This is a genomic window from Streptomyces sp. IMTB 2501 (assembly GCF_001953885.1).
GTDB lineage: Bacteria > Actinomycetota > Actinomycetes > Streptomycetales > Streptomycetaceae > Streptomyces.
The window spans coordinates 373,452-398,292 of the sequence record NZ_MQUS01000001.1 but is presented as its reverse complement, the minus strand read 5'-3'; the positions used below and the strand labels follow the sequence as shown (position 1 = coordinate 398,292).

The following is a 24,841-nucleotide window of genomic DNA, read 5'->3' as shown; positions in this document are numbered from 1 at the left end:
CCCGTACGATCGCCGGGACCCCGCAGGGGGGTGTCTCCGCCGAGCCTGTGCGAATCCGCGCACAGCACTGGCGGCTCCTGGAACACGCCCCTCACATCGCCTGGTTCTCGATGCGGGCCCCGCGACGACGCTCCGCGTGGATGGCTTCGCCCGGGTCGGCTCGTAGCCGGTACCGCGGTCCGTGGCGCCCTGGCTGTCGGCAGAAGGCCTCGAAGGCCACCGCCGGTGTGCCGCCGAAGCGTTCGGCGCTGTCCCGGCGCGGCGCGGTGCCGTACTCGATCACCCCGTCCCGGTGCCCGGGGAACTCCACGGTGGCGACGCCGACAAACCGCCGCAGCGGGCCGTTGGCGGCGGGGTCGCCCGAGCGCCGCGCACCCCGGCCTCACGCCTCGTCGCGGGCCAGCGACAGCAACCGGTCCAGGACCCGGGGCGCGCCCGCGCGCAGGCCGTCGTGTTCGAACTCGTCCGTGACCCAGGTGCGCAGGCCGCGGATGGCGTGGGCGGTCTCCAGGGAGTGCGCGGTGTCGACGTACATGTCGTCGTGGTAGATCGCGGCGGCGACCGGGACGTCGTTGGCGGCGAGGCGGGCGGGGTCGTACAGGGGGTCCCAGTCGGTGCGGGCGGCGAGCAGTTCGGCCGTGCGGCGCAGGGGGCGCAGGGCGGGGTCGGTGTCGAACATCCAGGGGTGGATCGTCTCGCCGGTGAAGAGCACCGGGCCGTCGCCCGTGAGGGACTTCGCCGCGTCGAACTGCGGGAACTCGGCGCGGACCCGTTCGGCGGCCCAGGCGGTGGGGCGGGCGTCCTGGCCGTAGATCGACTCGTGGACGAGCGCGTAGAGGGGGTGACCGGCGTACGACAGCAGGGACTGGGCCTGCTCCTGGAAGGCGTCGGACAGGTCAAGGCCGCCCGGTGTGCGCACGAAGGCGTCCTCCAGGAGGTGGTGCAGTCGGTGGCTGCCGTCGCTCGCGCCGAGCATCAGGCCCAGGGACTGGAACGCCTCGACGGTGAACTGGTAGCCGTTCGGCAGCACCACGTCATGGGTGAGGAGGTGGTCGGCGATACGGCGGGCCCGCTCGACGTCCTGCGGATAGCGGGCGTAGTGCGCGGTGGCCTTGCGTTCGATGCGCGGGTAGGCCGCGCGGTAGACGTCGTCGGCGTGGGCGTGCAGGGAGGGCAGGCCGCCGGTGACGACGGCGGTGTCGAGGCCCTCGGGGGCGAGGGAGAGGTACGACACCACGCAGAAGCCGCCGAAGCTCTGGCCGAGCACGGTCCATGGCGCGCCGCCGGTGACCTCGGCGCGGATGGCCTCGCAGTCCCGGACGATGGAGTCGGCACGGAAGTGGGTGAGGTAGTCGGCCTGCTCGGCGGGACCGCCGTGCAAGGGGAGCGTCTGCCGGGTGGCGGGCGTGGAGCTGCCGGTGCCGCGCTGGTCGAGCAGCAGGACGCGATAGTCCTTCAGCGCCCGGTCGAGCCAGGCCTGACGTCCGACGAAACGATTCGCCCCGAAGCCCGGACCGCCCTGGAGATACAGCAGCCACGGCAGCTCCTGCCCGGCCTGGTCGCTCGCGACCGCCTCACGGGCGTACAGCTCGATCGTCTCGCCGTCCGGGGCGGCGTGGTCGAGAGGCACGGTGAAGCGGCGGTCGGTGAGGATGACGCCGGGCTGGCGGTAGCTGAGGCTCAACGGGTCTCCTGGGACGTATGGGACGGGTGGATCCCAGTTCAGCACATCACCGGGCGCGCGCCGAGTGCCGGGATCATGGTTTGTTACTGAACTTCGGGTCAGCGCCCGGATCGGCGTGACGTCCGGTCAGGGCGCGGCTCAGCGTGCGGCGAGGCTGGAACGGCGTACCACCAGCTCCGGCTGGAGCACCACCCTGCGGTGCTCGTGGGTCCGCTCCCCCTCGGCCTGCTCGGTCTCCTCCAGCAGCAGTTCGGCGGCGAGGGCACCCATGGTGACCGCGGGCTGTCGTACGGAGGTCAGCGGTACGGCGGCCGCCGCCGCGAACTCGATGTCGTCGTAGCCGACGATCGCCAGGTCGTCCGGCACGGTGACGCCGGCCGCGTACAGGGCCTGCAGCACGCCGAGGGCGAGCAGGTCGTTGGCGCAGAACACGGCGGTGGGGCGGTCGGCCAGGCCCAGCAGGCGGGCGCCGGCGTCCCGGCCCGCGGCCACGTCGAGGCGTTCGGTGGGCAGCTCGCGCAACGCGTCGGGGCCGAGTCCCGCCTCGGCCAGGGCGTTCAGTGCTCCGATACGGCGGTCGCGGACCTGGTTGAGCCCGGGCGGTCCGCTGACGTAGGCGATGGAGCGATGGCCGGCGTCCACCAGATGACGGACCGCGAGCGCGCCGCCGGCCACGTCGTCCACGGACACCGAGCACTCCGTGGTGCCCTCGGCGACCCGGTCGACCAGCACGAACGGGATGTTGTGCCGGCGGAAGGCCTCGATGTTGCGGCCGGTGGCGTCGGCCGGGGTGAACAGCACACCCCGCACCCGCTGCTCGGCGAAGAGCGCCAGATACTCGGCCTCCTCGGCGGCGTTCTGCCCGCTGTTGCACACCATCACGCCGAGCCCCGCCTCGCGGGCCGCCCGCTCCGCGCCCCGCGCCACGTCCACGAAGAACGGGTTGCCCATGTCGAGCACGAGCAGGCCCATGATCCGGCTGCGGCCCGCGCGCAACTGCCGCGCGGACTCGCTGCGGACATAGCCGAGCCGGTCGATCGCGGACAGTACCCGCGCCCGGGTCTCACTGGCGACGGTGTCCGGGCGGTTGATGACGTTCGACACCGTGCCCACCGACACTCCGGCGGCGCGGGCGACGTCCTTGATACCCACCGACTGGGCCATCGGGCGGAGACCTCCAGGGGACGAGGGACGGCGGGGACGACCTTCACATTACCGTCACGCCGGCAGGGCGAAGTCGGCCACGTACAGGGGTGAGGGCGTCGCACCTGTGGATTTCTCCTGGTACATGAACGACAGGACGCCGTCCGCGCGGACCCGCGTCTCGTCGATCACCACCTCGCCGAAGGCGTTCAACCCGGCGCCGTCGTACAGCAAGGTCCAGTCAGTGTGTCCGGAGGCCTTGGACGCGGCGGCGACACGGCCGAACGGAAGGACGGCGTAGGCGTTGTCGTACCGGTCCAGAACCAGCTTGGTGCGCTGGCTGGAGTGCGGCGGGACGGGGATCTCGGTCTTCCGCCAGCTGCCGGAGGCATTCTTGCGGAGGTGGAAGGCACGTCCGTGGGCGATGCGGTCGGCGACGTAGTCCGTGGTGCACGGCCCGAAGCGGCCGGGTACGTAGCTGATGATCGCGTGCGGCCGGCCGGCCGAGTCGACGGCCTGGCTCTCCTGGTTCATCAGGGAGTGGTCGGGGCCGAGCGGGTCCACCACCAGCCCGGGGCCGGTGACGGCGACCGGGTCCGGGCCACCGGTGCGGCCCACCACCACACCCGCCTCGTTGCGCCAGGTCCGCCCGCGGTCGGCGGAGCAGAGGTACCCGGTGTCGTGATTGGCCAGGCCGCCGCCGCTGCACATCACGGAGGCGTTCTGCTCGCGCCAGGTGAAGAACGCGTGCAACAGGCCATGGCCGTCGTAGTCGATGCCGTGCAGGTACATGTTCCGGGCGGTGCTGGATCCGTGCGCGCTGGTGTAGGTGCCCGTCGAGCCGCTCCACTCCCCCAGCGCCGTCCACCGCGAACCGTCGTACTCCGCAAGGGCGTTGCGGCCGTTCCCGGAGACGCCCACACGGTAACTGAGCTGAAGCCCGCCCTCGGGGGTGGAGAGGAACTGCGGATAGGTGAACTGCGAGGTGAGCGCGAGTCCGTCGAGCGTGGTGCGGACAGGCGCGAAAGCGGCCGGCGTCCACGGGGACTCGGCGTCGAGGAGTCCGGCGACGGACTTCGCGTAGAAGAATCCGTCGCTGTGCGCGTCCATGACCACGTGCAGCCGGCCATCGGCCCGTGACACGCCCATCGAGATCACGTTGTGGGAGTCGTCGCTCTTGAGCCGGTGGCCGAGGGTCAGCGTCGCCCAGTGCGCCGCGCCCGCTGTCCGGCGGGCGAGGGTCGCGCTGCGGTCGGCGGAGTACCAGGCCGCGTACTGCAGGCCCCGGTGGGTGAACAGGCCGTTCTTCTGGAACGAGTTGTTGTTGACGAGTCCGTCGTACGACACGAAGTACAGGGCCCGGGGATCGAGGAGAGTACGGCCGAGAGGAGTGACCCCGGGGGCCGCGAGCCCGCTTCCGGCGGCGGTCATGACAGGTGGAACACCTCCGTGAGCGGCTTCATGACCTCGTCGGGCCTAGCGCCGTCCAAGGACTCGAAGAACGGCGCCATCTCCGCCTGCCAAAGGGCGTTGACCTCGGTGGCTTCCCTACCGGCCCGGGCGGCGGCGAAGTCCTCGGTCTCCAGACAGCCGACGAGCAGGCCGTCCTCGCGCAGGAACAGCGAGTAGTTGTGCCAGCCGGTCGCCCTCAGGGCGTCGAGCATCTCCGGCCAGACGGCGGTGTGCCGCTCGCGGTACTCGTCGAGGCGGTCCGCCCGCACCTTCAGCAGAAAGCACACGCGCTGCATCAACACCCCCTGCTCAGCTAGAAGTTGAACTGGCCGATGTTCTTCGCGTCGAATACGGTCGGCTTGCCGAGAGTGATCACACCGCCCTTGCCGATGGTGTACGTCGTCCCGCCGGCCGTGAAGGTCTCGCCCTCCTTGCCGGTGATCTGTCCCGAGGCCAGCGCCACCGTGGTCCGGGCGGCCAGATCGCCGAGCTTCGCCGGGTCCCACAGCTCGAAGGCGTCGACGGTGCCGTTCTTGACGTATGTGCGCATGTCGTTCGGCGTGCCGAGACCGGTAAGCCGGACCTTGCCCTTGCACTTGGAGCCGGACAGGTACTGGGCGGCGGCCTTGATGCCGACGGTGGTCGGGGAGATGATCCCCTTCAGGTCCGGGTGTTCCTGGAGCAGGCCCTGGGTCTGCTGGAAGGACTGCTGGGCGTCGTCGTTGCCGTAGGCGATCTTGACGAGCTTGATGTTCTTGTATGCGGGATCCTTCAGCTCGTCCTTCATGAAGCCGATCCAGGTGTTCTGGTTGGTCGCGGTCTGCGCGGCCGACAGAATCGCGATCTCGCCGTTGTACCCGATCTGTTTGGCGAGCAACTGCACTTCGGTGCGGCCCAGATCCTCGACGGACGCCTGCGAGACATTGGAGACGCCCTTCAGCGCCAGCACCGGCGCCGGCCCCGTGTCAGGCGGGTGGGTCATGTCAGGCTCCTCGACGACACCGGCGGACCGGCCCTAGGGCCTCCACCGCGCCGTGAAAGGTTTCAACCAATTGCCGGGACCGTAGGCACCACGGCCGGGGCGCGTCAATGGGTCCGTGTCGAAAAAGTCTCGAAGGACGAAGGTCGCGACGCAGTCACGGGCAACGGGGTCGGCCGGAGCGCTTGACACCCCTTTCGGGCGCCCTTAGCTTGCGATTCTGAATCGTTTCATACACGTCGCTACCGCCGACACCACCAGGAGTCCTGCCGTGACCGACCTCGCCGCGGTGAAGGCCGCGCTCAAGACCCAGGCCGTCGAGACGCCGTCGTGGGCCTACGGGAACTCGGGGACCCGCTTCAAGGTGTTCGCCCAGGCCGGTGTGCCGCGGGATCCGTGGGAGAAGCTGCAGGACGCGGCGAAGGTGCACGAGTTCACCGGCGTGGCCCCGGCCGTCGCGCTGCACATCCCCTGGGACCGGGTCGAGGACTATGCGGCGCTGGCCAAGTACGCCGAGGAGCGCGGGCTGAGGCTGGGCGCGATCAACTCCAACACCTTCCAGGACGACGACTACAAACTGGGCAGCATCTGCCATCCGGACGCGGCGGTACGGCGCAAGGCGGTCGGGCATCTGCTGGAGTGCGTCGACATCATGGACGCGACCGGGTCACGGGATCTGAAGCTGTGGTTCGCCGACGGTACGAACTATCCCGGCCAGGACGACATCCGGGCACGGCAGGACCGGCTGGCGGAGGGACTGGCCGAGGTGTACGCGCGGCTCGGCGAGGGGCAGCGGATGCTGCTGGAGTACAAGCTCTTCGAGCCGGCGTTCTACACGACCGATGTGCCGGACTGGGGCACCGCCTACGCCCACTGCCTCAAGCTCGGTGACCGGGCCCAGGTGGTCGTCGACACCGGGCATCACGCTCCGGGGACCAACATCGAGTTCATCGTGGCCACGTTGCTGCGGGCGGCAAGGCTCGGGGGGTTCGACTTCAACTCCCGTTTCTACGCCGACGACGACCTGATGGTGGGCGCGGCTGATCCGTTCCAGTTGTTCCGGATCATGTGTGAGGTGGTGCGGGGTGGGGGTTTCTCGTCCGAGGTCGCGTTCATGCTCGATCAGTGTCACAACATCGAGGCGAAGATTCCGGCGATCATTCGGTCGGTGACGAATGTTCAGGAGGCCACGGCGAAAGCGCTGCTCGTTGACAGGGGGGCGTTGGCTTCGGCTCAGGCTGCCGGTGATGTGCTCGGCGCCAACGCCGTATTGATGGACGCGTACGACACGGACGTGCGGCCCTTGCTCCGTGAGGTGCGAGAAGAGATGGGATTGGATCCCGAGCCGTTGGGTGCGTATGCCCGGTCCGGGTGGGCTCGGAAGATCGTCACTGAGCGAGTTGGGGGGAGGCAGGCGGGTTGGGGGGCGTAAGCAGCTGCCCGGTAAGCGCCGTTGCGGAGTGCGGGAGCGTTGTGGTTTCTCGCGCAGTTCCCCGCGGCCCTTCGATAGTCATCCTCTTCTGAACAAGGACTGAACTGCATGACCTCCCAGCCGGAAGCCGCCGCCCTACTCGCTCGTTCGCATCGCCTTGGCTCGGATCCCCGCAACACCAACTACGCCGGCGGAAACGCCTCCGCGAAGGGCATCGGCACCGATCCCGTCACCGGCGGTGACGTCGAACTCATGTGGGTCAAGGGGTCCGGGGGTGATCTCGGCACCCTTGCCGAATCCGGGCTCGCGGTGTTGCGGTTGGACCGGCTGCGGGCGCTTGTGGAGGTCTATCCCGGGGTCGCGCGCGAAGACGAGATGGTCGGTGCGTTCGACTACTGCCTGCATGGGAAGGGCGGGGCGGCGCCGTCGATCGACACCGCCATGCACGGGCTCGTGGACGCGCCCCACGTCGACCACCTTCACCCCGACTCCGGCATCGCGCTCGCCTGTGCGGCCGACGGGGAGAAGCTGACCGCCGAGTGTTTCGGGGACCGTGTGGTGTGGGTGCCGTGGCGGCGGCCCGGGTTTCAGCTGGGGCTCGACATCGCCGCCATCAAGGCCGCCCGTCCGCAGGCCATCGGCTGCATCCTCGGCGGGCACGGCATCACCGCCTGGGGCGACAGCTCCGAGGAGTGTGAGCGCAACTCCCTGCACATCATCCGTACCGCCGAGGAGTTCATCGCCGGGCGTGGCAGGCCGGAGCCCTTCGGGGCGGTCGTCGAGGGGTACGAAGCGCTGCCCGAGGCCGAGCGGAGGGAGCGGGCGGCGGCACTCGCGCCGTATGTGCGGGCCCTTGCCTCCCGGGACAAGCCCCAGGTGGGGCACTTCGACGACACCGACGTGGTGCTGGACTTCGTCTCCCGGGCCGGGCATCCACGGCTGGCGGCCCTGGGCACCTCCTGTCCGGATCACTTCCTGCGTACGAAGGTACGGCCGCTGGTCCTGGACCTGCCGCCGTCCGCACCACTGGTGGAGGCCGTCGCCCGGCTCCAGGAGCTGCATGCCGCGTACCGGGAGGAGTACGCCGCCTACTACACGCGGCACGCGTTGCCCGACTCCCCCGCCATGCGCGGTGCCGATCCGGCGATCGTACTGATCCCCGGGGTCGGCATGTTCTCCTTCGGCAAGGACAAGCAGACCGCGCGCGTGGCCGGGGAGTTCTATGCCAACGCCATCCGTGTGATGCGTGGCGCGGAAGCGGTTTCGGCGTATGCGCCGATCGAGGAGGCCGAGAAGTTCCGCATCGAGTACTGGGCGTTGGAGGAGGCCAAGCTGCGGCGGATGCCGAGGGCGAAGGCCCTGGCGACGCGGGTCGCCTTCGTCACGGGGGCCGGCAGCGGGATCGGGAAGGCGATCGCGCATCGGCTGGTGGCCGAGGGCGCCTGTGTCGTCGTAGCCGATGTGAACGGCGAGAGTGCCGCCGCCGTCGCCGAGGAACTGGGCGTGCCGGACCATGCCGTCGCCGTGACCGTGGACGTCACCGACGAGGAGCAGATCGCCGACGCGTTCCGGGCGGCCGTACTCGCCTTCGGCGGAGTCGACCTCGTGGTGAACAACGCCGGGATCTCCGTCTCCAGGCCGTTGCTGGAGACATCCGTGAAGGACTGGGACCTTCAGCACGCCATCATGGCCCGCGGGTCCTTCCTCGTGTCGCGGGAGGCGGCCCGGGTGATGATCGCGCAGGGGCTGGGCGGCGACGTCGTGTACATCGCTTCCAAGAACGCCGTGTTCGCCGGGCCCGACAACATCGCCTACTCCGCGGCCAAGGCGGACCAGGCGCATCAAGTACGGCTGCTCGCAGCGGAGTTGGGTGAGAACGGCATCCGGGTCAACGGGGTCAATCCGGACGGTGTGGTGCGCGGCTCGGGAATCTTCGCGGGCGGCTGGGGTGCGCAGCGGGCCGCGGTGTACGGGGTGCCGGAGGAGAAGCTGGGTGAGTTCTACGCACAGCGGACGCTCCTGAAGCGGGAGGTGCTGCCCGAGCATGTGGCCAACGCCGTCTTCGCGCTCACCGGCGGCGACCTCACGCACACCACGGGGCTGCACATCCCGGTCGACGCGGGTGTGGCGGCCGCGTTCCTGCGATGAGCGAGGGCGTGCGGTCGTACGCGGCGGTCGATCTGGGCGCGTCCAGCGGGCGGGTGATGGTCGGCCGGGTGGGCCCGGACACCCTGGAACTGAGCGAGGCGCACCGGTTCCCGAACCGACCGGTGCGTCTCGCGGAAGGGCTGCGCTGGGACATTCTCGCGCTGTACGGCGGTGCGATGGAGGGGCTGCGGGCGGCCGGCCCGGTGGCTTCCGTCGGCATCGACAGCTGGGCCGTCGACTACGGTCTGCTGGACGCCGGCGGGGCCTTGCTGGGCAACCCGGTGCACTATCGCGACGCACGCACGGAGGGCGTCGCGGAGAAGGTGTGGGCGACCGTGCCGGCCCGGGAGCTGTATGCGGCGACGGGCATCCAGTACGCGCCGTTCAACACTCTGTACCAGCTCGTGTCCGCCCGCTCCACCGCACAACTCGCCCAGGCCGACCGGCTGTTGATGATCCCGGATCTGCTGTCGTACTGGCTGACCGGCGAGCAGGGCACCGAGCTGACCAACGCCTCCACCACCCAGCTGATCGACCCGCGGACACGGACCTGGTCGTACGAGATCGCCGAGCGGCTCGGGGTCGACCTCGGGCTGTTCGCGCCGCTGCGGCGGCCCGGCGATCCGGCCGGGGTGCTGCGGCCGGAGGTGCTGGAGGAGACGGGGCTGACCGGTCCGGTGCCGGTGACGGCGGTCGGCTCGCACGACACCGCTTCCGCGGTGGCAGCCGTCCCGGCGGCCGGTGAGCGCTTCGCCTACATCTGCACCGGCACCTGGTCCCTGGCGGGGCTGGAGCTGACCGCTCCGGTGCTCACCGAGGAGAGCCGGGCCGCGAACTTCACCAATGAGCTGGGGCTCGACGGCACGGTCCGGTACCTGCGCAACATCATGGGGCTGTGGCTGCTCCAGGAGTGCCAACGGGCATGGGGTGAGCCGGACTTGGGGCTGCTGCTGCGCGAGGCCGGGGGCGTGCCGTCGCTGCGGTCGGTGGTGGACGCCGGGGACGTGACGTTCCTGGCGCCGGGGCGGATGCCGGAGCGGATCGCCGAGGCGTGCCGGGCGTCGGGGCAGCCGGTGCCGGTGACACGGGCGGAGGTCACCCGGTGCATCCTGGACTCGCTGGCCCTTGCCCACCGGCGGGCCGTCGAGGACGCCGGACGGCTGGCCGACCACCCGGTGGACGTGGTGTACGTCGTCGGGGGCGGCACCCGTAACGCGCTGCTGTGCCAGCTGACCGCCGACGCGTGCGGGCTGCCCGTGGTGGCAGGTGCGACGGAGGCCGCGGCCCTCGGCAACGTCCTGGTCCAGGCCCGTACCCACGGGCTGGTCGGCGACCTGCCCGCGATGCGCCGGCTGCTCACCCGCACCCAGCCTTTGACCCGGTACGCGCCCCGCGGCGACGGCGCCCGCTGGCGGGAGGCCGCGGCGCGGATCGCCACGCCGTAGCGGCACTCTCCCCTCGACGATGTCCGCCGACTACCCTGCACTCGTCCGATGACCGATCCCGAGGAGCCGCGATGCGTGTCGCCCTGTTCCTGACCTGCGTCAACGACACGCTCTATCCGGACACCGGCCGTGCCGTGGTGAAACTGCTGACCAGACTGGGTGTCGACGTCGACTTCCCGCTGGGTCAGAGCTGCTGCGGTCAGGCGCACTACAACACCGGTTACCGGCACGAGGCCGAGCCGCTGGCCCGGCACTTCTCCGATGTCTTCGGCGGCTACGAGGCGATCGTGACCCCGTCCGGGTCCTGCGGGGCGATGGTGCGGGAGCTGTATCCGCGGATGGGTGAGCGGGCGCGCGCCGAAGGGCGCGGGGACTCGCTGGCCCGGACGCTGGCGCCGGTGGTGCCGAAGACGTACGAGCTGACGGAGTTCCTGGTGGACGTGCTCGGGGTGACGGACGTCGGCGCCCATTACCCGCACAAGGTCACCTACCATCCGACCTGCCACGGCCTGCGCTCCCTCGGGCTCGGCGACCGGCCGCTCCGGCTGCTCCGGGCCGTCAAGGGTCTGGAGCTGGTCGAGTTGCCGGGTGCCGAGGAGTGCTGTGGGTTCGGCGGCACGTTCGCGGTGAAGAACGCGGAGGTGTCGGCGGCGATGGGCGCGGACAAGGTGCGCAGTGCCGAGTCGACGGGTGCTCAGGTGCTGTGCGCGGCCGACAACTCGTGTCTGATGCACCTCGGCGGCACGATGAGCCGGCTGCGTACCACCATGCGGCCGGTGCACATCGCGGAGATCCTGGCGAGCACGGAGGAGGAACCGGCGGCATGAGCGGAACGTTCGTCGGCATGCCGGCCTTTCCCGAGGCCGCGCACGATGCCGTTCACAATCCCGTCCTGCGCGGCAATCTGCGGCACGCCACGCACACCATCCGTGCCAAACGGGCTCGTGCGGTGGCGGAGTTGGACGACTGGCCGGCGCTGCGTGAGGCGGGCCGCCGGATCAAGGACCACACGCTGTGCCATCTCGACCGCTATCTCGTGCAGTTGGAGGAGTCGGTCACGGCGGCGGGCGGAACGGTGCACTGGGCCGCCGACGCGGACGAGGCCAACCGAATCGTCACTCGGCTCGTCCAGGAGACCGGTGAGTCGGAGGTCGTCAAGGTCAAGTCGATGGCCACGCAGGAGATCGGGCTCAACGAGGCCCTTCTCGACGAGGGCATCCGCGCCTACGAGACCGATCTCGCCGAGCTGATCGTGCAGTTGGGCAAGGACCGGCCCTCGCACATCCTGGTGCCGGCGATCCATCGCAACCGGGGTGAGATCCGGGACATCTTCCGCGCGGAGATGGGCGAGTGGGGCCGGCCGGCCCCCGAGGGGCTCACCGACACGCCCGCCGAACTCGCCGAGGCCGCGCGGCTGCATCTGCGGGAGAAGTTCCTGCGGGCCAGGGTCGGCATCTCCGGCGCCAACTTCATGGTCGCCGAGACCGGCACGCTGGTGGTGGTGGAGTCCGAGGGCAACGGCCGGATGTGTCTGACCCTGCCGGAGACGCTGATCTCGGTCGTGGGCATCGAGAAGGTGGTGCCGACCTGGCGGGACCTGGAGGTCTTCCTCCAGACGCTCCCCCGCTCCTCCACCGCCGAGCGCATGAACCCGTACACGAGCATGTGGACCGGGACGACGGACGACGACGGGCCGCGGACCTTCCATCTGGTGCTGCTCGACAACGGCCGCACCGACACCCTCGCCGACCAGGTCGGCCGCCAGGCCCTGCGCTGCATCCGCTGCTCGGCCTGCCTCAACGTCTGCCCCGTGTACGAACGGGCCGGCGGGCACGCCTACGGCTCGGTCTACCCAGGCCCGATCGGCGCGATCCTCAGCCCCCAACTCCGGGGCACGGCGAGCGAGATCGACGCCTCGCTGCCGTACGCGTCGAGTCTGTGCGGCGCCTGCTACGAGGTGTGCCCGGTCGCCATCGACATCCCCGAGGTGCTGGTCCATCTGCGCGAGCGGGTCGTGGAGGGCGGTCCCGCGGTACGGCAGGGCAACAAGGTGATACTGAAGCCGGCCAAGGGCCATGCGGCCGAACGGGCGGCCATGCGCGCGGCACGCTGGACGTTCACCCACCCCGGCGCCCTGCGCACCGGCCAGCGCCTCGCCTCCCGCACCCGCCGCCTCCACCCCCGTACCCTGCCCGGCCCGGGAAAGGCGTGGAGCGGCACCCGGGACCTGCCGCCCGTACCTGCGGAACCCTTCCGGGACTGGTGGCAGCGCACCCGCGGTGGAAAGGACGACGCCAAGTGAGCAGCAGGGACAGGGTCCTGGGCCGGGTACGGCGGGCGCTCGCCGACGTGACACCGGACGAGCGGCCGTACGAGGAGGCCGTGAACCGCGACTATCTGCGGGAGCACGGTCACCGCACGACCGGGCAGACGGTGGAACTGCTGGCGGAGAACCTGGCGGACTACCGGGCGATCGTGCACCGCGGCAACGCCGAGGAGGTCCCGGACCTGGTCATGCGCCTGCTGGCCGGGCACGGCTCCAGGGAGGTACTGGTGCCGCCCGGTCTCCCGCCCGAGTGGCTGTCCGCCGCGGACGTGACGCGGATCGACGACCGGCCGGAGAGCACACCACACCGGCTGGACCGGGTGGACAGTGTGGTGACGGGGTGTGCGGTGGCGATCGCCGAGACCGGCACGATCGTCCTGGACGGCTCCCCCGGCCAGGGCCGCCGCCGGATCTCGCTCATTCCCGACCATCACATCTGCGTCGTCCGCGTCCCGGACCAGGTGGTCCCCTCGGTCCCCCAGGCCCTCGAACGCCTCGACCCGGCCCGTCCGTTGACCTGGATCTCGGGCCCGTCGGCCACCAGCGACATCGAACTGGACCGGGTCGAGGGCGTGCACGGCCCGCGGAAGCTGGAAGTCATCCTGCTCGGCTGACGAACCGGGCCGTACGCCGCTGTGTCACCGCGTCGAGGGCCTCCAGCACCTGCTGGAGGCGGAATTGACCTCACCCCTTGGGAGCGGATGTTTCGCGGCTGAGGAAACTGAAGGCGGCTGGGTACAGACGTGTCCATGTGTTGTAGTTGTGGCCGCCCGCGGGCAGCACCAGGGTCTGGGTCCGGACCGGGGTGCCGGCCGCGGCCTGGGCGAACTGCTCGATGTAGTGCGGCGGGCTGAGCCGGTCCTGGGCGGACGTGGCCAGGAACAGCCCGACCGGGGCGGTGGTGTGCCGCACCATGTACGTGGGGCTGGTGAGTTTGCGGACCTCCGGGTCGCCGATCACGCCCTGATCGCCGGTGAGTGGATCGGGATCCAGTGCCGCCCCGGCCGCGAAGACCTTCGGATAGGCCAGCGGGAGCCGGGCCGCGCAGAAGCCCCCGGTGGAGAAACCCATCACGCCCCAGCCCTTGGCTCCGGGCAGGGTGCGGAACTTCTTGCTGATCAGCTCCGGGACGTCGGCCGCCATCCAGGTGGCCACCTTCCGGTTGCGTTGGTCGGTGCAGTCGGTGTCGATGCCGCCCGGGTCGACCGTGGGCATGGCCAGGATGAAGGGATGGCTGGTGCGCGCGTTCACCAGCTGCTCGAAGTCCCCCGGCATACCGCCGTGCTCCAGCCAGGAGGCGGGGCCTCCGGGGACTCCGTGCAGGAGCAGCACCACCGGGAAGCGGGTGTGGCGGTACCGGGCCTCGTTGTACTGCGGCGGTGTCCAGACGATGACCTGCCCGGACAGGGCCGAATGCCGGCCGCGGAAGTACGTGTCCAGCAGCCCTGTCTCGGTGTGGGTGAACTTGGCGCGGTCCGCCGGGGGCCCGGGCATCGCCACGGCTCCGTTGTTGCGGCCGAGGAGGTCGTCCCAGGAGGCGTAGAGACCGTAGTCGTTGTTGATCAAGGTCGCGACCACCGAGATGGCGCTGAGCTGGCACAGGCCGATCATCACGAACCGCTGCACCCAGCGCACCGGCCGGGGTCCCCTGACCACCGACCACAGCACCATCGTCCCGATCACGCACACGGCCGTGGCCACGATCAGCAGGACGAAAAACGTCGTTCCCGTCAAGCTCAAGAGTCAACCTCCGGCAAGTCCGTGATGAGTGATGATGTCTGGTTGCAACGGAATCACAGTCAGGCGCGTTGATCCAAGCCGGTTCCGGCCACGGCCCCTCGCGCCACCCCGTTCCCTCTCGTTCCGCTTCGTCGCCGAGCGTGCTCCGGCGGGCCCCGCTAGCGTGAGGGAATGATCCGGTTCGAGCAGGTCACCAAGCGGTATCCGGACGGTACGACGGCCGTGGACGACCTTTCCTTCGAGGTGGCCGAGGGCGAGCTGGTCACGCTCGTCGGCCCGTCCGGCTGCGGCAAGACGACGACCATGATGATGGTCAACCGGCTGATCGAGCCTACCTCCGGCCGGATCTTCGTCGAGGACGAGGACATCGCCGCCGTCGACCCGGTGCGGCTGCGCCGCCGTATCGGGTACGTCATCCAGCAGGTCGGCCTCTTTCCGCACCGCACCGTCCTGGACAACACCGCGACCGTGCCCGCGCTGCTCGGCTGGAAGCGGGCGAAGGCGCGGGCGCGGGCCGCCGAGCTGCTGGATCTGGTGGGGCTCGACCCGAAGACGTACGGGCCGCGCTATCCGGAGCAGCTGTCCGGCGGGCAGCGGCAGCGGGTCGGGGTGGCGCGGGCGCTCGCGGCGGACCCGCCGGTGCTGCTGATGGACGAGCCGTTCGGCGCGGTCGACCCGGTGGTGCGCGAGCAGCTTCAGGACGAGTTCCTGCGGATGCAGGCCGCGGTGCGCAAGACGGTGCTGCTGGTCACGCACGACATCGAGGAGGCCGTCCGGCTCGGCGACCGCATCGCCGTGTACGGGCAGGGGCGCATCGAGCAGTTCGACACACCGGGCGCGGTGCTCGGGGCGCCCGCGACGCCGTACGTCGCCTCCTTCGTGGGCGCCGACCGAGGACTGAAGCGGCTGTCGGTCACCACGATCGAGCCGGACGACCTGGAACAGCCGCCCGTGGCCCGGCTGGACGAGCCCGCCGAGCGAGCTGTCGAGCGACTGCGGGCCGAGCGCGCCCGGTGGGCCGTCGTCCTCGACGCGGACGGCGATCTGCGCGGCTGGGTCGGCATCGACGAGCTTTCGGCCGGCGGCACGGTCGGGGAGCTGACCCACCGGATGACCGCGTGGGTGCCGGTGGGTACGCCGCTGAAGCAGGCGTTCGGGGTGATGCTCCAGTACGACGCCGGGTGGGTCGCGGTGCTGGACGGCGCGCGCTTCCTCGGCGTGCTCACCCCGGCCAAGCTGCATGAGGCGCTGCGCCGCTCGGTGGACGCGGACGCGCGGGGCGTGGCGCGGGGGCAGGTGTCGTTCGACTCGGTGTCGGACGCCTGACACGAGGCGCCTTGGCCGCCCTGGTCACTTCAGCAGGCCCTTGTCCTTGAGATAGGCGCGGGTGACGTCCGAGGCGAGCCGCCGCCAGCTGTCGACCTGCTCGTTCATGGTGGCCAGGTCGGCCGTTGTCAGTTTGTCGTTGAGCTTGCCCAGCGCCGTCGTCACGCGTTCGCTGCCCGCGCGGGAGCGGTTGACGACCGGGACGATGTAGTCGGCGTTCTGCAGGTGCCTGTCGTCGGCGAGGAGCACGAGTCCGAACTGGTCCAGCGTGGCATCCGTGGTCGTGGTCAGTACCATCTGGTCCTGCCCGTTCTGCACGGCCCGCTTGGCCTGGGTGGTGCCGACGCCCTTGGGGTCGATGCCGGTGATGTCGATGCCGTACACCCTCTTCAACCCCGGTTCACAGTAAGGTCGTTGAACGCACTCGTCGCCCGCCGCGAGCCGTACCTTCAGCTTCGCGGCGCCAAGGTCGCCGAGGGTCTTGAGGTGGTGTTCGCGGGCGTAGGCGGCGGTGACCGCGAAGGCGTTCTGGTCGACGGCGCGGCCGGGCGGCAGGACGGTGAGCCCGCGGGGCGTGGCGAGCGCGCGCAGGGCCCGCATCGTCGCCTCGAGGTCGGGGGAGCCGACGGGCTTGGCGTCGGCGCCGTGGGTCTTGGCGTTCAGCCAGTCGGCGAAGGTGGCCGCGTACTCGGGCACGACGTCGATCTGGCCGGACTCCAGCGCCGGTTCGTACAGCTCACGGTTGGCGACGGTGAGGATCGAGGTCTTGTAGCCGGCCTGGTTCAGCAGCTGGGCGTACATCTGGGCGAGCAGGTCGCTCTCGGTGAAGCCGGCCGAGCCGATGGTCAGGTGATGGCTGTCGCCGGGCGGTGCGGTGACCTGGGCACGGTTCTCCAGGGAGGGACCGGTGGAGCAGGCCGCGAGGGCGAGGAACAGGAGGGCCGGGAGGCCTCTTCTCACGGCCCACGCCACGTCGCCACGGGTGCCGGTCACCGGCCGTCCCGCACGCACACCGGTGCCGGTCACCAACCGCCCCACGCCACCACCCGTACCAGCCGTCACCAACCGCCCCACGCCACCACCCGTACCAGCCGTCATCGGCCGCTCCGTGCCCACACTGGTGCCAGTCGCTCGGCGATCTCGAAGACGGCCTCGACGACGAGCGCGAACACGGCGACGAGCAGGGCGCCCGCGACCACCTGGGGCGTGCTGGCGAGGTTGAAGCCGGCGGTGATGATCCGGCCGAGCCCGCCGCCGCCCGCGAGCGCGGCGATGGTGGCGGTGGCGACGAGCTGGACGGCGGCGATCCGCACCCCGTTCATGACCATCGGCAGGGCGAGGGGCAGCTCCACGCGCAGCAGCATCTGCCGCCCGGTCATCCCCATGCCCCGGGCCGCCCGGACGACACCGCGGTCGACCTCGCGCATGCCGACGTAGGCGTTGGTGAGCAGCGGGGGCACGGCGAACAGCACCAGGGCCACCACCGTGGGACCCTCGCCCCACTTCCCGACCGGGGTGAGGAGCAGCAGCACGAGGACGGCGAAGGTGGGGACGGCCCGGCCGACGTTGGAGATGTTGACGGCGAGCGCACCGCCCTTTCCGAGGTGGCCGAGGACCAGGGCGACCGGGAGCGCGAGCACGCAGCTGATGACCAGGCAGACGGCGGTGAGGGCGAGGTGCTGGAGCAGCCGGTGCCCGATGCCGTCGGCGCCCGACCAGTGCGCGGGATCGGTGAGCCAGTGCCAGGTCGCGGTGAGCGTGCTCATGCGCGGCCCGCCTTCGCCCCGGCGGCCCTCGTGCGCACCCGCGTGCGCCGGGCAGACACACGCGCCCGCCCCGCTCTCGTCCACGGCGTGATCAGCCACTGCACACCCAGCAGGAGCAGGTCGGCGGCGACGGCGATCAGCACGCACAGGACGGACGCGGTGAGCACCTGGGCCTTGAAGTAGGTGTTCATGCCCGCGTAGATGAGGTTGCCGAGGCCGCCGAAGCCGACGATCGCGCCGACCGTGACCAGGGAGACCGCCGAGACCGTGGCGATGCGCAGGCCGGCCATCGCGGCGGGCAGGGCGAGGGGCAGTTCCACGGTGAGCAGCAGGCGGACGGGGCCGTAGCCGAGGCCGCGCGCGGCCTGCCGGGTCTCCTCGGGGACCGCGCGCAGGCCCGCGAGGATGTTCCGGACGAGCAGGGTCAGCGAGTACAGCACGAGCCCGGCGACGACGAGCGTGGCCGAGAGGCCGTACAGCGGCAGGAGCAGGGAGAACATCGCCAGGGACGGGATGGTGTAGAGGATCGTCGTGACGGCGAGGACCGGTCCGGCCGCCCAGCCCCAGCGGCGGGCCAGCACCGCCAGCGGCAGCGCGATGACCAGGCCGATGAGGACCGACAGGGCGGTCAGCTGGAGGTGCTGGACGACCGCGTCGAGGACGATCTGGCGGCGGGTGCTCAGATAGGCGCCGCAGATCCATTCGTTGCGCGCGAGGCAGTCGTCCGGGGGCGCGGTCACGGTTTCATTGGACCGGCCGGGCGAGCGGGTCGGCGCGTTGTACTGACCCGTATGGGGCCGGTGGGGGTGCTACCGCATCCCTGCCGCGTCCAGCAGTGCCGTCACCGTCGCCGTGGCCAGTCCGTCGCCCAGGTGCTCGACCTTCGCACCGGCCCGGGCGCTCGCGCCGTCGAAGACCAGCACGAGCTGGCGGGCTAGCAGCTCGGGATCGCGGGCGCCGCCGCGCTCGGCGTCGGCACGGAACCTCTCGGCCAGCCGGTCCTTGACCGCGCGGGCGACCACGCTCGCCGGGTGCTCCGGGTTCTTCAGCTCCACCAGCACGGCCAGGTAGGGGCAGCCGTGGTAGTCGGCGGCAGCGGAGGCCCGCTCCAGGCGTTCGAAGACGTACAGGATGCGCTCGCGCGGGGTCGCGGCCTCCGGGTCGGGGGGCGCGAGCTGGGCGTCGTAGCGGGGGATGCGCCGCTCCAGGCTCGCGGCCAGCATCGCGTCCTTGCTGTCGAAGAACTGGTACATCGACCGCTTGGAGACGCCCGCCTCCCGGCACAGCGCCTCGATGCCGACGGAGACGCCGTCGCGGTAGGAGAGCCGGGCCGCCGCGTCGAGCAGCCGGTCGCGCGGGGACATCTTGTCTGTGGAGGCCATGGAGCGAGGTTAACCGGAGCACGGATGAAAGGAAACCGATCGGTGTATATCGCTCGGCGCCCCTGCCGCTTCCGCCGAATCCACGTGACAGAGTCGCTGAACAAGCGCTTAGATAGGAGAGAGATCGGACACTGTCCCCGACCCGCCGGAGGCCCCGTTGTTCACGTCCGTCGACGACGTCTCCACCCGCCTCGCCGCGACCGGCTACCTCGCCTCGCCCTCCGTCGCCACGACCGTCTTCCTCGCCGACCGGCTGGGCAAGCCGCTGCTGGTGGAGGGCCCCGCCGGGGTCGGCAAGACCGAGCTGGCCAAGGCCGTCGCCCAGGTGGCCGGGGCCCGGCTGGTGCGGCTGCAGTGCTATGAGGGCGTGGACGAGTCCCGGGCGCTGTACGAGTGGAACCACGCCAAGCAGCTGCTGCGGATCAGCGCCGGCCGCGACGAGAGCTGGGACGAGACCCGCACCGACATCTTCAGCGAGGAGTTCCTGCTCCCCCGCCCGCTGCTCACCGCCATCCGCGGTGCGGAGCCGACCGTGCTGCTGATCGACGAGACCGACAAGGCCGACGTCGAGATGGAGGGACTGCTGCTGGAGGTGCTCAGCGACTTCCAGATCACGGTCCCGGAGCTGGGCACGGTCATCGCGACCCGCCGCCCGTTCGTCGTCCTCACCTCCAACGCCGGCCGGGAGCTGTCCGAGGCGCTGCGCCGACGCTGTCTGTTCCTGCACATCGGCTTCCCCGAGGAGGAGCTGGAACGGCGGATCGTACGGCTGAAGGTGCCGGGCCTCGGAGCCGCGCTGACCGAGTCGGTGGTCCGGGTGGTCGGGGCGCTGCGCGCGATGGACCTGCGCAAGGTGCCGTCCGTCGCCGAGACCATCGACTGGGCGCGCACCCTGCTGGCGCTGGGCGCCGACACCCTGGACGAGACGGTCGTACGGGACAGCCTCGGGGTGATCCTCAAGCATCAGGACGACATCCAGAAGGCGGCGGCGAAGCTCGACCTGGACGCGCTGTGACCGGTGTCGCCGAGCGGATCACCGGGCTGGTCGGGGCGCTGCGCGCACACGGCCTGCGGATCGGCACCGGCGAGAGCGTGGACGCGGCCCGCGCGGTGGAGGCGCTGGGGCTCGCGGACCGGGAGCTGCTGCGCGAGGGCCTGGCCGCGACGCTGCTGCACGGCCCCGGACAGCGGGCGGTGTTCGACCCCGTCTTCGACCTGTACTTCCTCCCTCGGGCGGTCGGCGGCCCGCAGGGCGCCGGCCAGGATCGGGACGAGCTGCGCGACCGGCTGGCCCAGGCTCTGGCCGGCAATGACCAGGCCCTGATGGCCCGGTTGGCTGCCGAAGCCGTCGACGGCCTGGGGGGATACGGCAGTTCACCGGGCTCGGACGGCTTCTCGGCGTACCAGACGCTCGAACGGCTGCGTCCGCAGACCCTGTTGGCGCGGGTGCGGGCGGATGTCCGGGGCCGGGACGGCAGCGGTGCCGGGTTCACGGACCGGTTGCTGGACGACGAGATCCGGCGCCGTATCGAGGAGTTCCGGCGGCTGGTCGGGGCGGAGGCGCGGCGCCGGGTCGCCGAGCGGCGCGGGCGGGACGAGATCGCCCGGCGCGGTGTCCGGCCGACCGCCGACCGGGTGGACTTCCTGTTCGCGGGCCGGGACCAACTGGCCGAGCTGCGCCGGGCCGTGCAGCCGCTCGCGCGCAAGCTGGCCACCCGGCTGGCGGCGCGCCGGCGCCGGGCCGCGCGCGGCTCGGTCGACCTGCGCCGCACGCTGCGCTCCTCGCTGTCCACCGGCGGGGTGCCGATGCGGCCGGTGCTGCGCCGACGCCGCCCGGTCCGCCCCGAACTGGTGCTGCTCTGCGACGTGTCCGGCTCGGTGTCCGGCTTCTCGGACTTCACGATGCTGCTGGTGCAGGCGCTGCACGACCAGTTCAGCAAGATCCGCGTGTTCGCCTTCGTCAACCGGCTGGACGAGGTCACCGGCCTGCTCGACCACGGGCGCGCCGACCCCGACGGGCTCGGCGCCCGCATCCGCGCGGAGGCCACGCTCACCGGCTGGCACGGCAGCAGCGACTACGGCGTCGCCCTGGGCGAGTTCGCCGAGCGGTACGGAGATGCGGTCGGACCGCGCACCACGGTGTTCGTCCTCGGGGACGCCCGGACGAACATGAGCGACCCGAACCTGGCCGCCGTACGCGAGGTCGCCCGGCGGGCCCGCCGCGTGTACTGGCTGAACCCGGAGCCGCGTGCCCAGTGGGGCACCGGCGACTCGGCCGCACCCGCCTACGCCGATCTGGTCGAGATGCACGAGTGCCGTACGGCCCGTCAGCTCAGCGCGCTGATCGCCCGCCTGCTGCCGGTGTGATCGACTGGTCCGAACGACCACGATCCACCCCGGATCGGCACCTGATCGGCACTGAAGGACGTACGTCATGAGCCACTCCCCCGTACCGCTCGGCACCTTCCCCACCCCCGTCGAACCGGCGCCCCGGCTGGCCGCCGCGCTCGGGCTCGGGCCCGAGGACCTGTGGATCAAGCGGGACGACCTGACCGGTCTGGGTGGCGGCGGCAACAAGATCCGCAAGCTGGAGTGGACGGTCGGCACAGCCCTCGCCGAGGGCGCGGACACCCTCGTGACCACGGGCGCCCCGCAGAGCAACCACGCCCGGCTGACCGCCGCCGCGGCCGCCCGGGTCGGCCTGGACGCCGTCCTCGTGCTGCGCGGCTCGCCGGGCGTCTCCCGGTCCGGGAACCTCGCGCTGGATGGGCTGTTCGGGGCGCGGCTCGCCTGGGCGGGCGACGTGGACCGGGCGGGGCTGGACGCGGCGGCGGCCGAGGTGTGCGCACGGCTGCGAGCCCGCGGCGCCCGTCCCGCGCTGATCCCGTTCGGCGGGTCGGGCGTGCTGGGCGCCCGAGGCTATGTGCGCTGCGGCGAGGAACTGGACGAGCAGCTGCCCGAGTTGCGGACGGTGGTGGTCGCGCTCGGCTCGGGCGGCACCATGGCCGGGCTGGTCGCCGCCCTGGGCGCCGGTTCCGTGCTCGGCGTCGACGTGGGCGCCCTGGCCGATCCGGCGACCGCCGTGGCGGAGTTCGCGGCACCGCTCACCACGGACCAGGTCACGGCCGAAGGGCTGCGGGTGCGCCGGGACCAGGTGGGCGCCGGGTACGCGGCGCTGACCGGCCCGGTGACGCAGGCGCTCCGGCTCGCCGCCCGCACCGAGGGCCTCGTACTCGACCCGATCTACACCGGCCGGGCCCTGGCCGGACTCCAGGCGGCCGTCCGCGACGGTGAGGTCCGGCCGGGCGAGAAGACGGTGTTCGTCCACACCGGCGGCCTGCCCGGCCTGTTCGGCCACCCGGACACGGTCGCGTTCGCGGAGGAGGGGGCGGCCGTGTTCGAAGGGTGACGGAGGACGCGGTGCCGCCCCGGGACAAGCCACCGGGCCGCACGCCGTGCGACCCGGTGTTACGGGGAAACCGCCTTCAGCCCTTCGCGTATTCCTTCGCCATGCCCCCGGCGAAGTCATAGACCACGGCCTGCTCGTCTCCCACCACCCAGGCGTCGTGACCGGGCGGGCACACGAAGACATCGCCGGGGCCGACCTCGGCCTCGCCACCGTCGTCCATGATCAGATGCATCCGTCCCCGCACCATGTACCCGTTGTGGTGGACCATGCAGCTCTTGGTGCCCGCGATCGGGCCGACGGACTCCGACCAGCGCCAACCGGGTTCGAAGGTGGCCACGGCGAAGTCCAGCCCGGTCAGGTGCAGGGCTTCGAGGTGGCCTCGGGGGAAGTCACGCCGTTCGTCCGGCTTCTCGACCGTCTTCACTTCCAGCATGACGGTGTCCTCCCTTCCGGCCGCTCACCGCGACCGGGGCCGGCCACCGTCCCCCGGCGGCCTCGGACGGCACCGGCGCTGCGGCGGCGACCGTACCCCACGCGTCCATCGTCGGCCGTGCGCCTGTGCACCGCCATTCGGCGGGAGACATCGATGTCAGAGGCGGATCGTAGGCTGGCGTACCAGATGTCCCATCCGCTCACCCGAGGTGACCATGTACGCGACCTCTCTCGGTGCCGACGGCGCCGAACTGTGCTCCCTCCAGCCCTGGCAGTCCGAGGAGTTCCTCGCCCATGTGGATCGCGGCCGGGAGTTCATCGGGCGGTTCAACGGGCTGCCCGACGTGGTCACCGACCTGGCGGCCGCCCGGGCGTTCCTGACGGCGTACGCCGAGAAGGAGGCGGCCGACGCGGGGCTCATCCGGGGGATACGGCTCGACGGCATGCTGGTCGGGGCGGTGATCCTGCGCCGGATGGATGTCCCGCAGGGTACGGCGGAGGCGGGCTGCTGGCTGGAACCGGACGCCGTGGGCCGGGGGTTGGTGACGCGGGCCGCGCGCCTGCTGATCGACTGGGCTATCCGGGAGCGGGGCATCCACCGGGTGGAGTGGTGGGTGTCGGCCGGGAACGCGCCCAGCATCGCGGTCGCCCGGCGGCTCGGCATGCGCAAGGAGGCGATCCTGCGGGAGAGTTGCCCGTACCGGGGCGAGCGACACGACGAGGAGATCTGGGCGGTGCTGGCGCCGGAGTGGACGGGAAGCGCGCGGGCCGCAGGTGCATGAGGGCGATGAGGAGGGGCGCGGGTCGGCACCGCGTGACCGGTTTCCGAGCTTCCACGACTACCAGGTGTGCTCCGCCCGGAGCAGAAAGGCGCTGTCACACCCCACGTCCGGTTGTCCGGGACGCCGAGGCAGCGGTCCAGGAAGCCGGTGTTGATCGGCGGGTCCTCCGGCTCCAGCAGAGCCACGAGCGCGCCGGACTCCAGCAGGTCCTGGCAGAGATAGCAGGGCGGCACGCCGAACCCTGCGCCGGCGGCCTCCGCCACGAGCACACCGCGCGGATCGGGCGCGGTCACGGCGGCGCGGAACAGCCGCCGGCCGAAGACGTGCCGCCAGTGGCAGCAAACGATCGGCAGATCCTCAACATAGGCGATCAGCGGGACCTCGTACCGCGCGGCCGGCCCCTCGACGGCTGACCGGTCCGCCGGCCGCTCGGGCCTGTCCGGCGGGTCAGGACCAGTTCTTCAGGTCGGCGAAGCCGAGTTCCTTTACCGTGCGTTCCCGGCCGACCAGCCGGTTCGCTTCCTTCTCGCGCGGACCCGGCCGATCCCGGCCCGCCACGACGTCACGCCCGACCCGCTCCCCGACGGCCGTTCATGTGGCATCACATCGACGCGCTCGGGCGGACGTTGTCCGACCCCGGCCGAGCCTGGTTGTTCGGACGTTGTTGTTCGCCCCCGCGCTGTCGACCCCGAACAACGTTCTCCGACTACACCAGATCACATCCGGCCCCGTGAGCGTTCGGGTGCCGGCCTGATGGAGGAGGAAGGATCACGTGTTGAAGACCAAAGTGGCCGTGATGGCCTCGGTCATAGCGGCGCTGGGAGTCATGGGCGCGGCTTCGGCCTCGGCATCCACGTCCCAGGATGCCGCTGTTGCGGCGACGCCCACCAAAGCCGCGGCGTTCAGCGACTATCCGTGCTGGACGTCGTTCGACCCGCCCAACCCTGAGGGTGCGGGTATGTGGCAGTTCTACCGCAACTGCACCAACCGTGATGTAACGGTGTGTGCCGAGGACGTCGAGGACGGCTACCTGCAGCCCGACCACATTTCACTCGAGGCCGGCTGGGTCGGCAAGTGGTACTGGGAGCGGACCACGCCGGGACACCACTACACAACCGTCTACTGCTGACGCGGTGTGGGTGCCGCTCCTTGCCGAGCAAGGAGCGGCACCCACAGGGGTCTTGGCGGAGTCAACAAGGTTGTTGTTCGAGGTCGTTCGGCAGCCGGCTGTCACGACACCGGCGAACGCTGATGCACGCACAGGTGGCGTCATCCGGGCCTGGACGGCCGACGGCACCGAGCTCACCTTCGTGCCGTTCTACGGGGCTCCGGCTGCCACTTGCCAGTGCGCCGGTGCGTCGGCAGACCGGATCCTCGGCCACGGTTGCCTGACAT

General features: G+C 71.2%; 23 protein-coding genes and 1 pseudogene. 12 read left to right on the top strand and 12 right to left on the bottom strand.

Translation table 11 applies throughout. The annotated features are described in order from the left end of the window. Positions 1 to 91 precede the first annotated feature (91 nt). The 6 genes and pseudogenes from AV521_RS52510 to AV521_RS01925 all read right to left on the bottom strand — a co-directional run. Positions 92 to 310 (bottom strand): hypothetical protein, encoded by a 219-nt coding sequence (locus AV521_RS52510; protein WP_371916989.1) that lies wholly within the window; start codon positions 308 to 310, stop codon positions 92 to 94. A 72-nt stretch (positions 311 to 382) separates the two neighbouring features. Continuing rightward, positions 383 to 1,684 (bottom strand): alpha/beta fold hydrolase, encoded by a 1,302-nt coding sequence (locus AV521_RS01945; RefSeq protein ID WP_076082498.1) that lies wholly within the window; start codon positions 1,682 to 1,684, stop codon positions 383 to 385. Between the two features lie 138 nt (positions 1,685 to 1,822). Continuing rightward, complete coding sequence (locus AV521_RS01940; RefSeq protein ID WP_076082497.1) at positions 1,823 to 2,848, bottom strand: LacI family DNA-binding transcriptional regulator; 1,026 nt, start codon at positions 2,846 to 2,848, stop codon at positions 1,823 to 1,825. A 54-nt stretch (positions 2,849 to 2,902) separates the two neighbouring features. Further along, a complete protein-coding gene (locus AV521_RS01935) occupies positions 2,903 to 4,258 on the bottom strand; it encodes a BNR repeat-containing protein (RefSeq protein WP_076082495.1) in 1,356 nt (451 codons plus the stop codon). Next, positions 4,255 to 4,575, bottom strand: coding sequence for an L-rhamnose mutarotase (locus tag AV521_RS01930; RefSeq protein ID WP_076083438.1), 321 nt, complete (start codon positions 4,573 to 4,575; stop codon positions 4,255 to 4,257). The genes AV521_RS01935 and AV521_RS01930 overlap by 4 nt, the downstream gene beginning before the upstream one ends. 17 nt (positions 4,576 to 4,592) lie before the next feature. Further along, positions 4,593 to 5,261 (bottom strand): annotated as a pseudogene (locus AV521_RS01925) (substrate-binding domain-containing protein); the annotation flags it as partial. Positions 5,262 to 5,529: 268 nt separating this feature from the next. Here AV521_RS01925 and rhaI point away from each other — a divergent pair. The 6 genes from rhaI to AV521_RS01895 all read left to right on the top strand — a co-directional run bounded on the left by rhaI (position 5,530) and on the right by AV521_RS01895 (position 13,223). Then, complete coding sequence (rhaI, locus tag AV521_RS01920; protein ID WP_076082494.1) at positions 5,530 to 6,690, top strand: L-rhamnose isomerase; 1,161 nt, start codon at positions 5,530 to 5,532, stop codon at positions 6,688 to 6,690. A gap of 108 nt (positions 6,691 to 6,798) precedes the next feature. Continuing rightward, complete coding sequence (locus AV521_RS01915; protein ID WP_076082492.1) at positions 6,799 to 8,838, top strand: bifunctional rhamnulose-1-phosphate aldolase/short-chain dehydrogenase; 2,040 nt, start codon at positions 6,799 to 6,801, stop codon at positions 8,836 to 8,838. Continuing rightward, positions 8,835 to 10,283, top strand: a complete 1,449-nt coding sequence (locus AV521_RS01910) for a rhamnulokinase family protein (protein WP_079249071.1) — start codon at positions 8,835 to 8,837, stop codon at positions 10,281 to 10,283. Before AV521_RS01915 ends, AV521_RS01910 begins: the two co-directional genes overlap by 4 nt. A gap of 71 nt (positions 10,284 to 10,354) precedes the next feature. Next, positions 10,355 to 11,110 carry a (Fe-S)-binding protein gene (locus AV521_RS01905; protein ID WP_076082489.1) on the top strand — a complete coding sequence of 252 codons (756 nt, stop codon included), beginning with the start codon at positions 10,355 to 10,357 and terminating at the stop codon, positions 11,108 to 11,110. After that, positions 11,107 to 12,585, top strand: coding sequence for a LutB/LldF family L-lactate oxidation iron-sulfur protein (locus AV521_RS01900; RefSeq protein WP_076082487.1), 1,479 nt, complete (start codon positions 11,107 to 11,109; stop codon positions 12,583 to 12,585). Before AV521_RS01905 ends, AV521_RS01900 begins: the two co-directional genes overlap by 4 nt. Then, positions 12,582 to 13,223, top strand: coding sequence for a lactate utilization protein C (locus AV521_RS01895; protein ID WP_076082486.1), 642 nt, complete (start codon positions 12,582 to 12,584; stop codon positions 13,221 to 13,223). Before AV521_RS01900 ends, AV521_RS01895 begins: the two co-directional genes overlap by 4 nt. A gap of 70 nt (positions 13,224 to 13,293) precedes the next feature. Here AV521_RS01895 and AV521_RS01890 read toward each other — a convergent pair whose 3' ends face one another. After that, complete coding sequence (locus tag AV521_RS01890) at positions 13,294 to 14,349, bottom strand: esterase family protein (RefSeq protein ID WP_076082484.1); 1,056 nt, start codon at positions 14,347 to 14,349, stop codon at positions 13,294 to 13,296. Between the two features lie 171 nt (positions 14,350 to 14,520). Here AV521_RS01890 and AV521_RS01885 point away from each other — a divergent pair, with 171 nt between their 5' ends. Continuing rightward, on the top strand, positions 14,521 to 15,675 hold the full coding sequence (locus tag AV521_RS01885; protein ID WP_076082482.1) for a betaine/proline/choline family ABC transporter ATP-binding protein: 1,155 nt from the start codon (positions 14,521 to 14,523) through the stop codon (positions 15,673 to 15,675). 24 nt (positions 15,676 to 15,699) lie between these two features. On the opposite strand, the gene AV521_RS01880 is transcribed toward AV521_RS01885, so the two are convergent. The 4 genes from AV521_RS01880 to AV521_RS01865 all read right to left on the bottom strand — a co-directional run bounded on the left by AV521_RS01880 (position 15,700) and on the right by AV521_RS01865 (position 18,823). Further along, positions 15,700 to 16,773, bottom strand: coding sequence for an ABC transporter substrate-binding protein (locus AV521_RS01880; protein WP_079249109.1), 1,074 nt, complete (start codon positions 16,771 to 16,773; stop codon positions 15,700 to 15,702). Further along, positions 16,770 to 17,441 (bottom strand): ABC transporter permease, encoded by a 672-nt coding sequence (locus tag AV521_RS01875; protein ID WP_076082481.1) that lies wholly within the window; start codon positions 17,439 to 17,441, stop codon positions 16,770 to 16,772. Before AV521_RS01875 ends, AV521_RS01880 begins: the two co-directional genes overlap by 4 nt. Next, positions 17,438 to 18,181 (bottom strand): ABC transporter permease, encoded by a 744-nt coding sequence (locus AV521_RS01870; RefSeq protein ID WP_079249070.1) that lies wholly within the window; start codon positions 18,179 to 18,181, stop codon positions 17,438 to 17,440. The genes AV521_RS01875 and AV521_RS01870 overlap by 4 nt, the downstream gene beginning before the upstream one ends. Positions 18,182 to 18,250: 69 nt before the next feature. Beyond that, the gene (locus tag AV521_RS01865) at positions 18,251 to 18,823 is read right to left on the bottom strand and encodes a TetR/AcrR family transcriptional regulator (RefSeq protein ID WP_076082479.1); all 573 of its coding nucleotides are present in this window, start codon (positions 18,821 to 18,823) and stop codon (positions 18,251 to 18,253) included. Positions 18,824 to 18,980: 157 nt separating this feature from the next. On the opposite strand from AV521_RS01865, the gene AV521_RS01860 reads away from it, so the two are divergent. From AV521_RS01860 to AV521_RS01850, 3 genes are all read left to right on the top strand, one after another. Continuing rightward, on the top strand, positions 18,981 to 19,838 hold the full coding sequence (locus AV521_RS01860) for a MoxR family ATPase (protein WP_076082477.1): 858 nt from the start codon (positions 18,981 to 18,983) through the stop codon (positions 19,836 to 19,838). Next, on the top strand, positions 19,835 to 21,190 hold the full coding sequence (locus AV521_RS01855) for a VWA domain-containing protein (RefSeq protein WP_076082475.1): 1,356 nt from the start codon (positions 19,835 to 19,837) through the stop codon (positions 21,188 to 21,190). Before AV521_RS01860 ends, AV521_RS01855 begins: the two co-directional genes overlap by 4 nt. A gap of 67 nt (positions 21,191 to 21,257) precedes the next feature. After that, entirely contained in the window at positions 21,258 to 22,232 is a 975-nt protein-coding gene (locus AV521_RS01850; protein WP_076082474.1) for a D-cysteine desulfhydrase family protein, read from the top strand. A 76-nt stretch (positions 22,233 to 22,308) separates the two neighbouring features. On the opposite strand, the gene AV521_RS01845 is transcribed toward AV521_RS01850, so the two are convergent. After that, the gene (locus AV521_RS01845; protein WP_076082472.1) at positions 22,309 to 22,665 is read right to left on the bottom strand and encodes a cupin domain-containing protein; all 357 of its coding nucleotides are present in this window, start codon (positions 22,663 to 22,665) and stop codon (positions 22,309 to 22,311) included. 214 nt (positions 22,666 to 22,879) lie between these two features. Between AV521_RS01845 and AV521_RS01840 the strand changes: the two genes are divergently transcribed. Continuing rightward, positions 22,880 to 23,446 carry a GNAT family N-acetyltransferase gene (locus AV521_RS01840; RefSeq protein ID WP_076082471.1) on the top strand — a complete coding sequence of 189 codons (567 nt, stop codon included), beginning with the start codon at positions 22,880 to 22,882 and terminating at the stop codon, positions 23,444 to 23,446. A 772-nt stretch (positions 23,447 to 24,218) separates the two neighbouring features. After that, positions 24,219 to 24,575 carry a hypothetical protein gene (locus AV521_RS01830; protein ID WP_076082469.1) on the top strand — a complete coding sequence of 119 codons (357 nt, stop codon included), beginning with the start codon at positions 24,219 to 24,221 and terminating at the stop codon, positions 24,573 to 24,575. Positions 24,576 to 24,841: the final 266 nt, after the last annotated feature.

Coding starts and splice junctions, on each gene's coding strand:
- AV521_RS01940 (WP_076082497.1), bottom strand. CDS start 2,848: ATGGCCCAGTCGGTGGGTATCAAGGACGTCGCCCGCGCCGCCGGAGTG.
- AV521_RS01935 (WP_076082495.1), bottom strand. CDS start 4,258: ATGACCGCCGCCGGAAGCGGGCTCGCGGCCCCCGGGGTCACTCCTCTC.
- AV521_RS01930 (WP_076083438.1), bottom strand. CDS start 4,575: ATGCAGCGCGTGTGCTTTCTGCTGAAGGTGCGGGCGGACCGCCTCGAC.
- AV521_RS01915 (WP_076082492.1), top strand. CDS start 6,799: ATGACCTCCCAGCCGGAAGCCGCCGCCCTACTCGCTCGTTCGCATCGC.
- AV521_RS01910 (WP_079249071.1), top strand. CDS start 8,835: ATGAGCGAGGGCGTGCGGTCGTACGCGGCGGTCGATCTGGGCGCGTCC.
- AV521_RS01905 (WP_076082489.1), top strand. CDS start 10,355: ATGCGTGTCGCCCTGTTCCTGACCTGCGTCAACGACACGCTCTATCCG.
- AV521_RS01900 (WP_076082487.1), top strand. CDS start 11,107: ATGAGCGGAACGTTCGTCGGCATGCCGGCCTTTCCCGAGGCCGCGCAC.
- AV521_RS01885 (WP_076082482.1), top strand. CDS start 14,521: ATGATCCGGTTCGAGCAGGTCACCAAGCGGTATCCGGACGGTACGACG.
- AV521_RS01880 (WP_079249109.1), bottom strand. CDS start 16,773: ATGACGGCTGGTACGGGTGGTGGCGTGGGGCGGTTGGTGACGGCTGGT.
- AV521_RS01875 (WP_076082481.1), bottom strand. CDS start 17,441: ATGAGCACGCTCACCGCGACCTGGCACTGGCTCACCGATCCCGCGCAC.
- AV521_RS01865 (WP_076082479.1), bottom strand. CDS start 18,823: ATGGCCTCCACAGACAAGATGTCCCCGCGCGACCGGCTGCTCGACGCG.
- AV521_RS01850 (WP_076082474.1), top strand. CDS start 21,258: ATGAGCCACTCCCCCGTACCGCTCGGCACCTTCCCCACCCCCGTCGAA.
- AV521_RS01845 (WP_076082472.1), bottom strand. CDS start 22,665: ATGCTGGAAGTGAAGACGGTCGAGAAGCCGGACGAACGGCGTGACTTC.
- AV521_RS01840 (WP_076082471.1), top strand. CDS start 22,880: ATGTACGCGACCTCTCTCGGTGCCGACGGCGCCGAACTGTGCTCCCTC.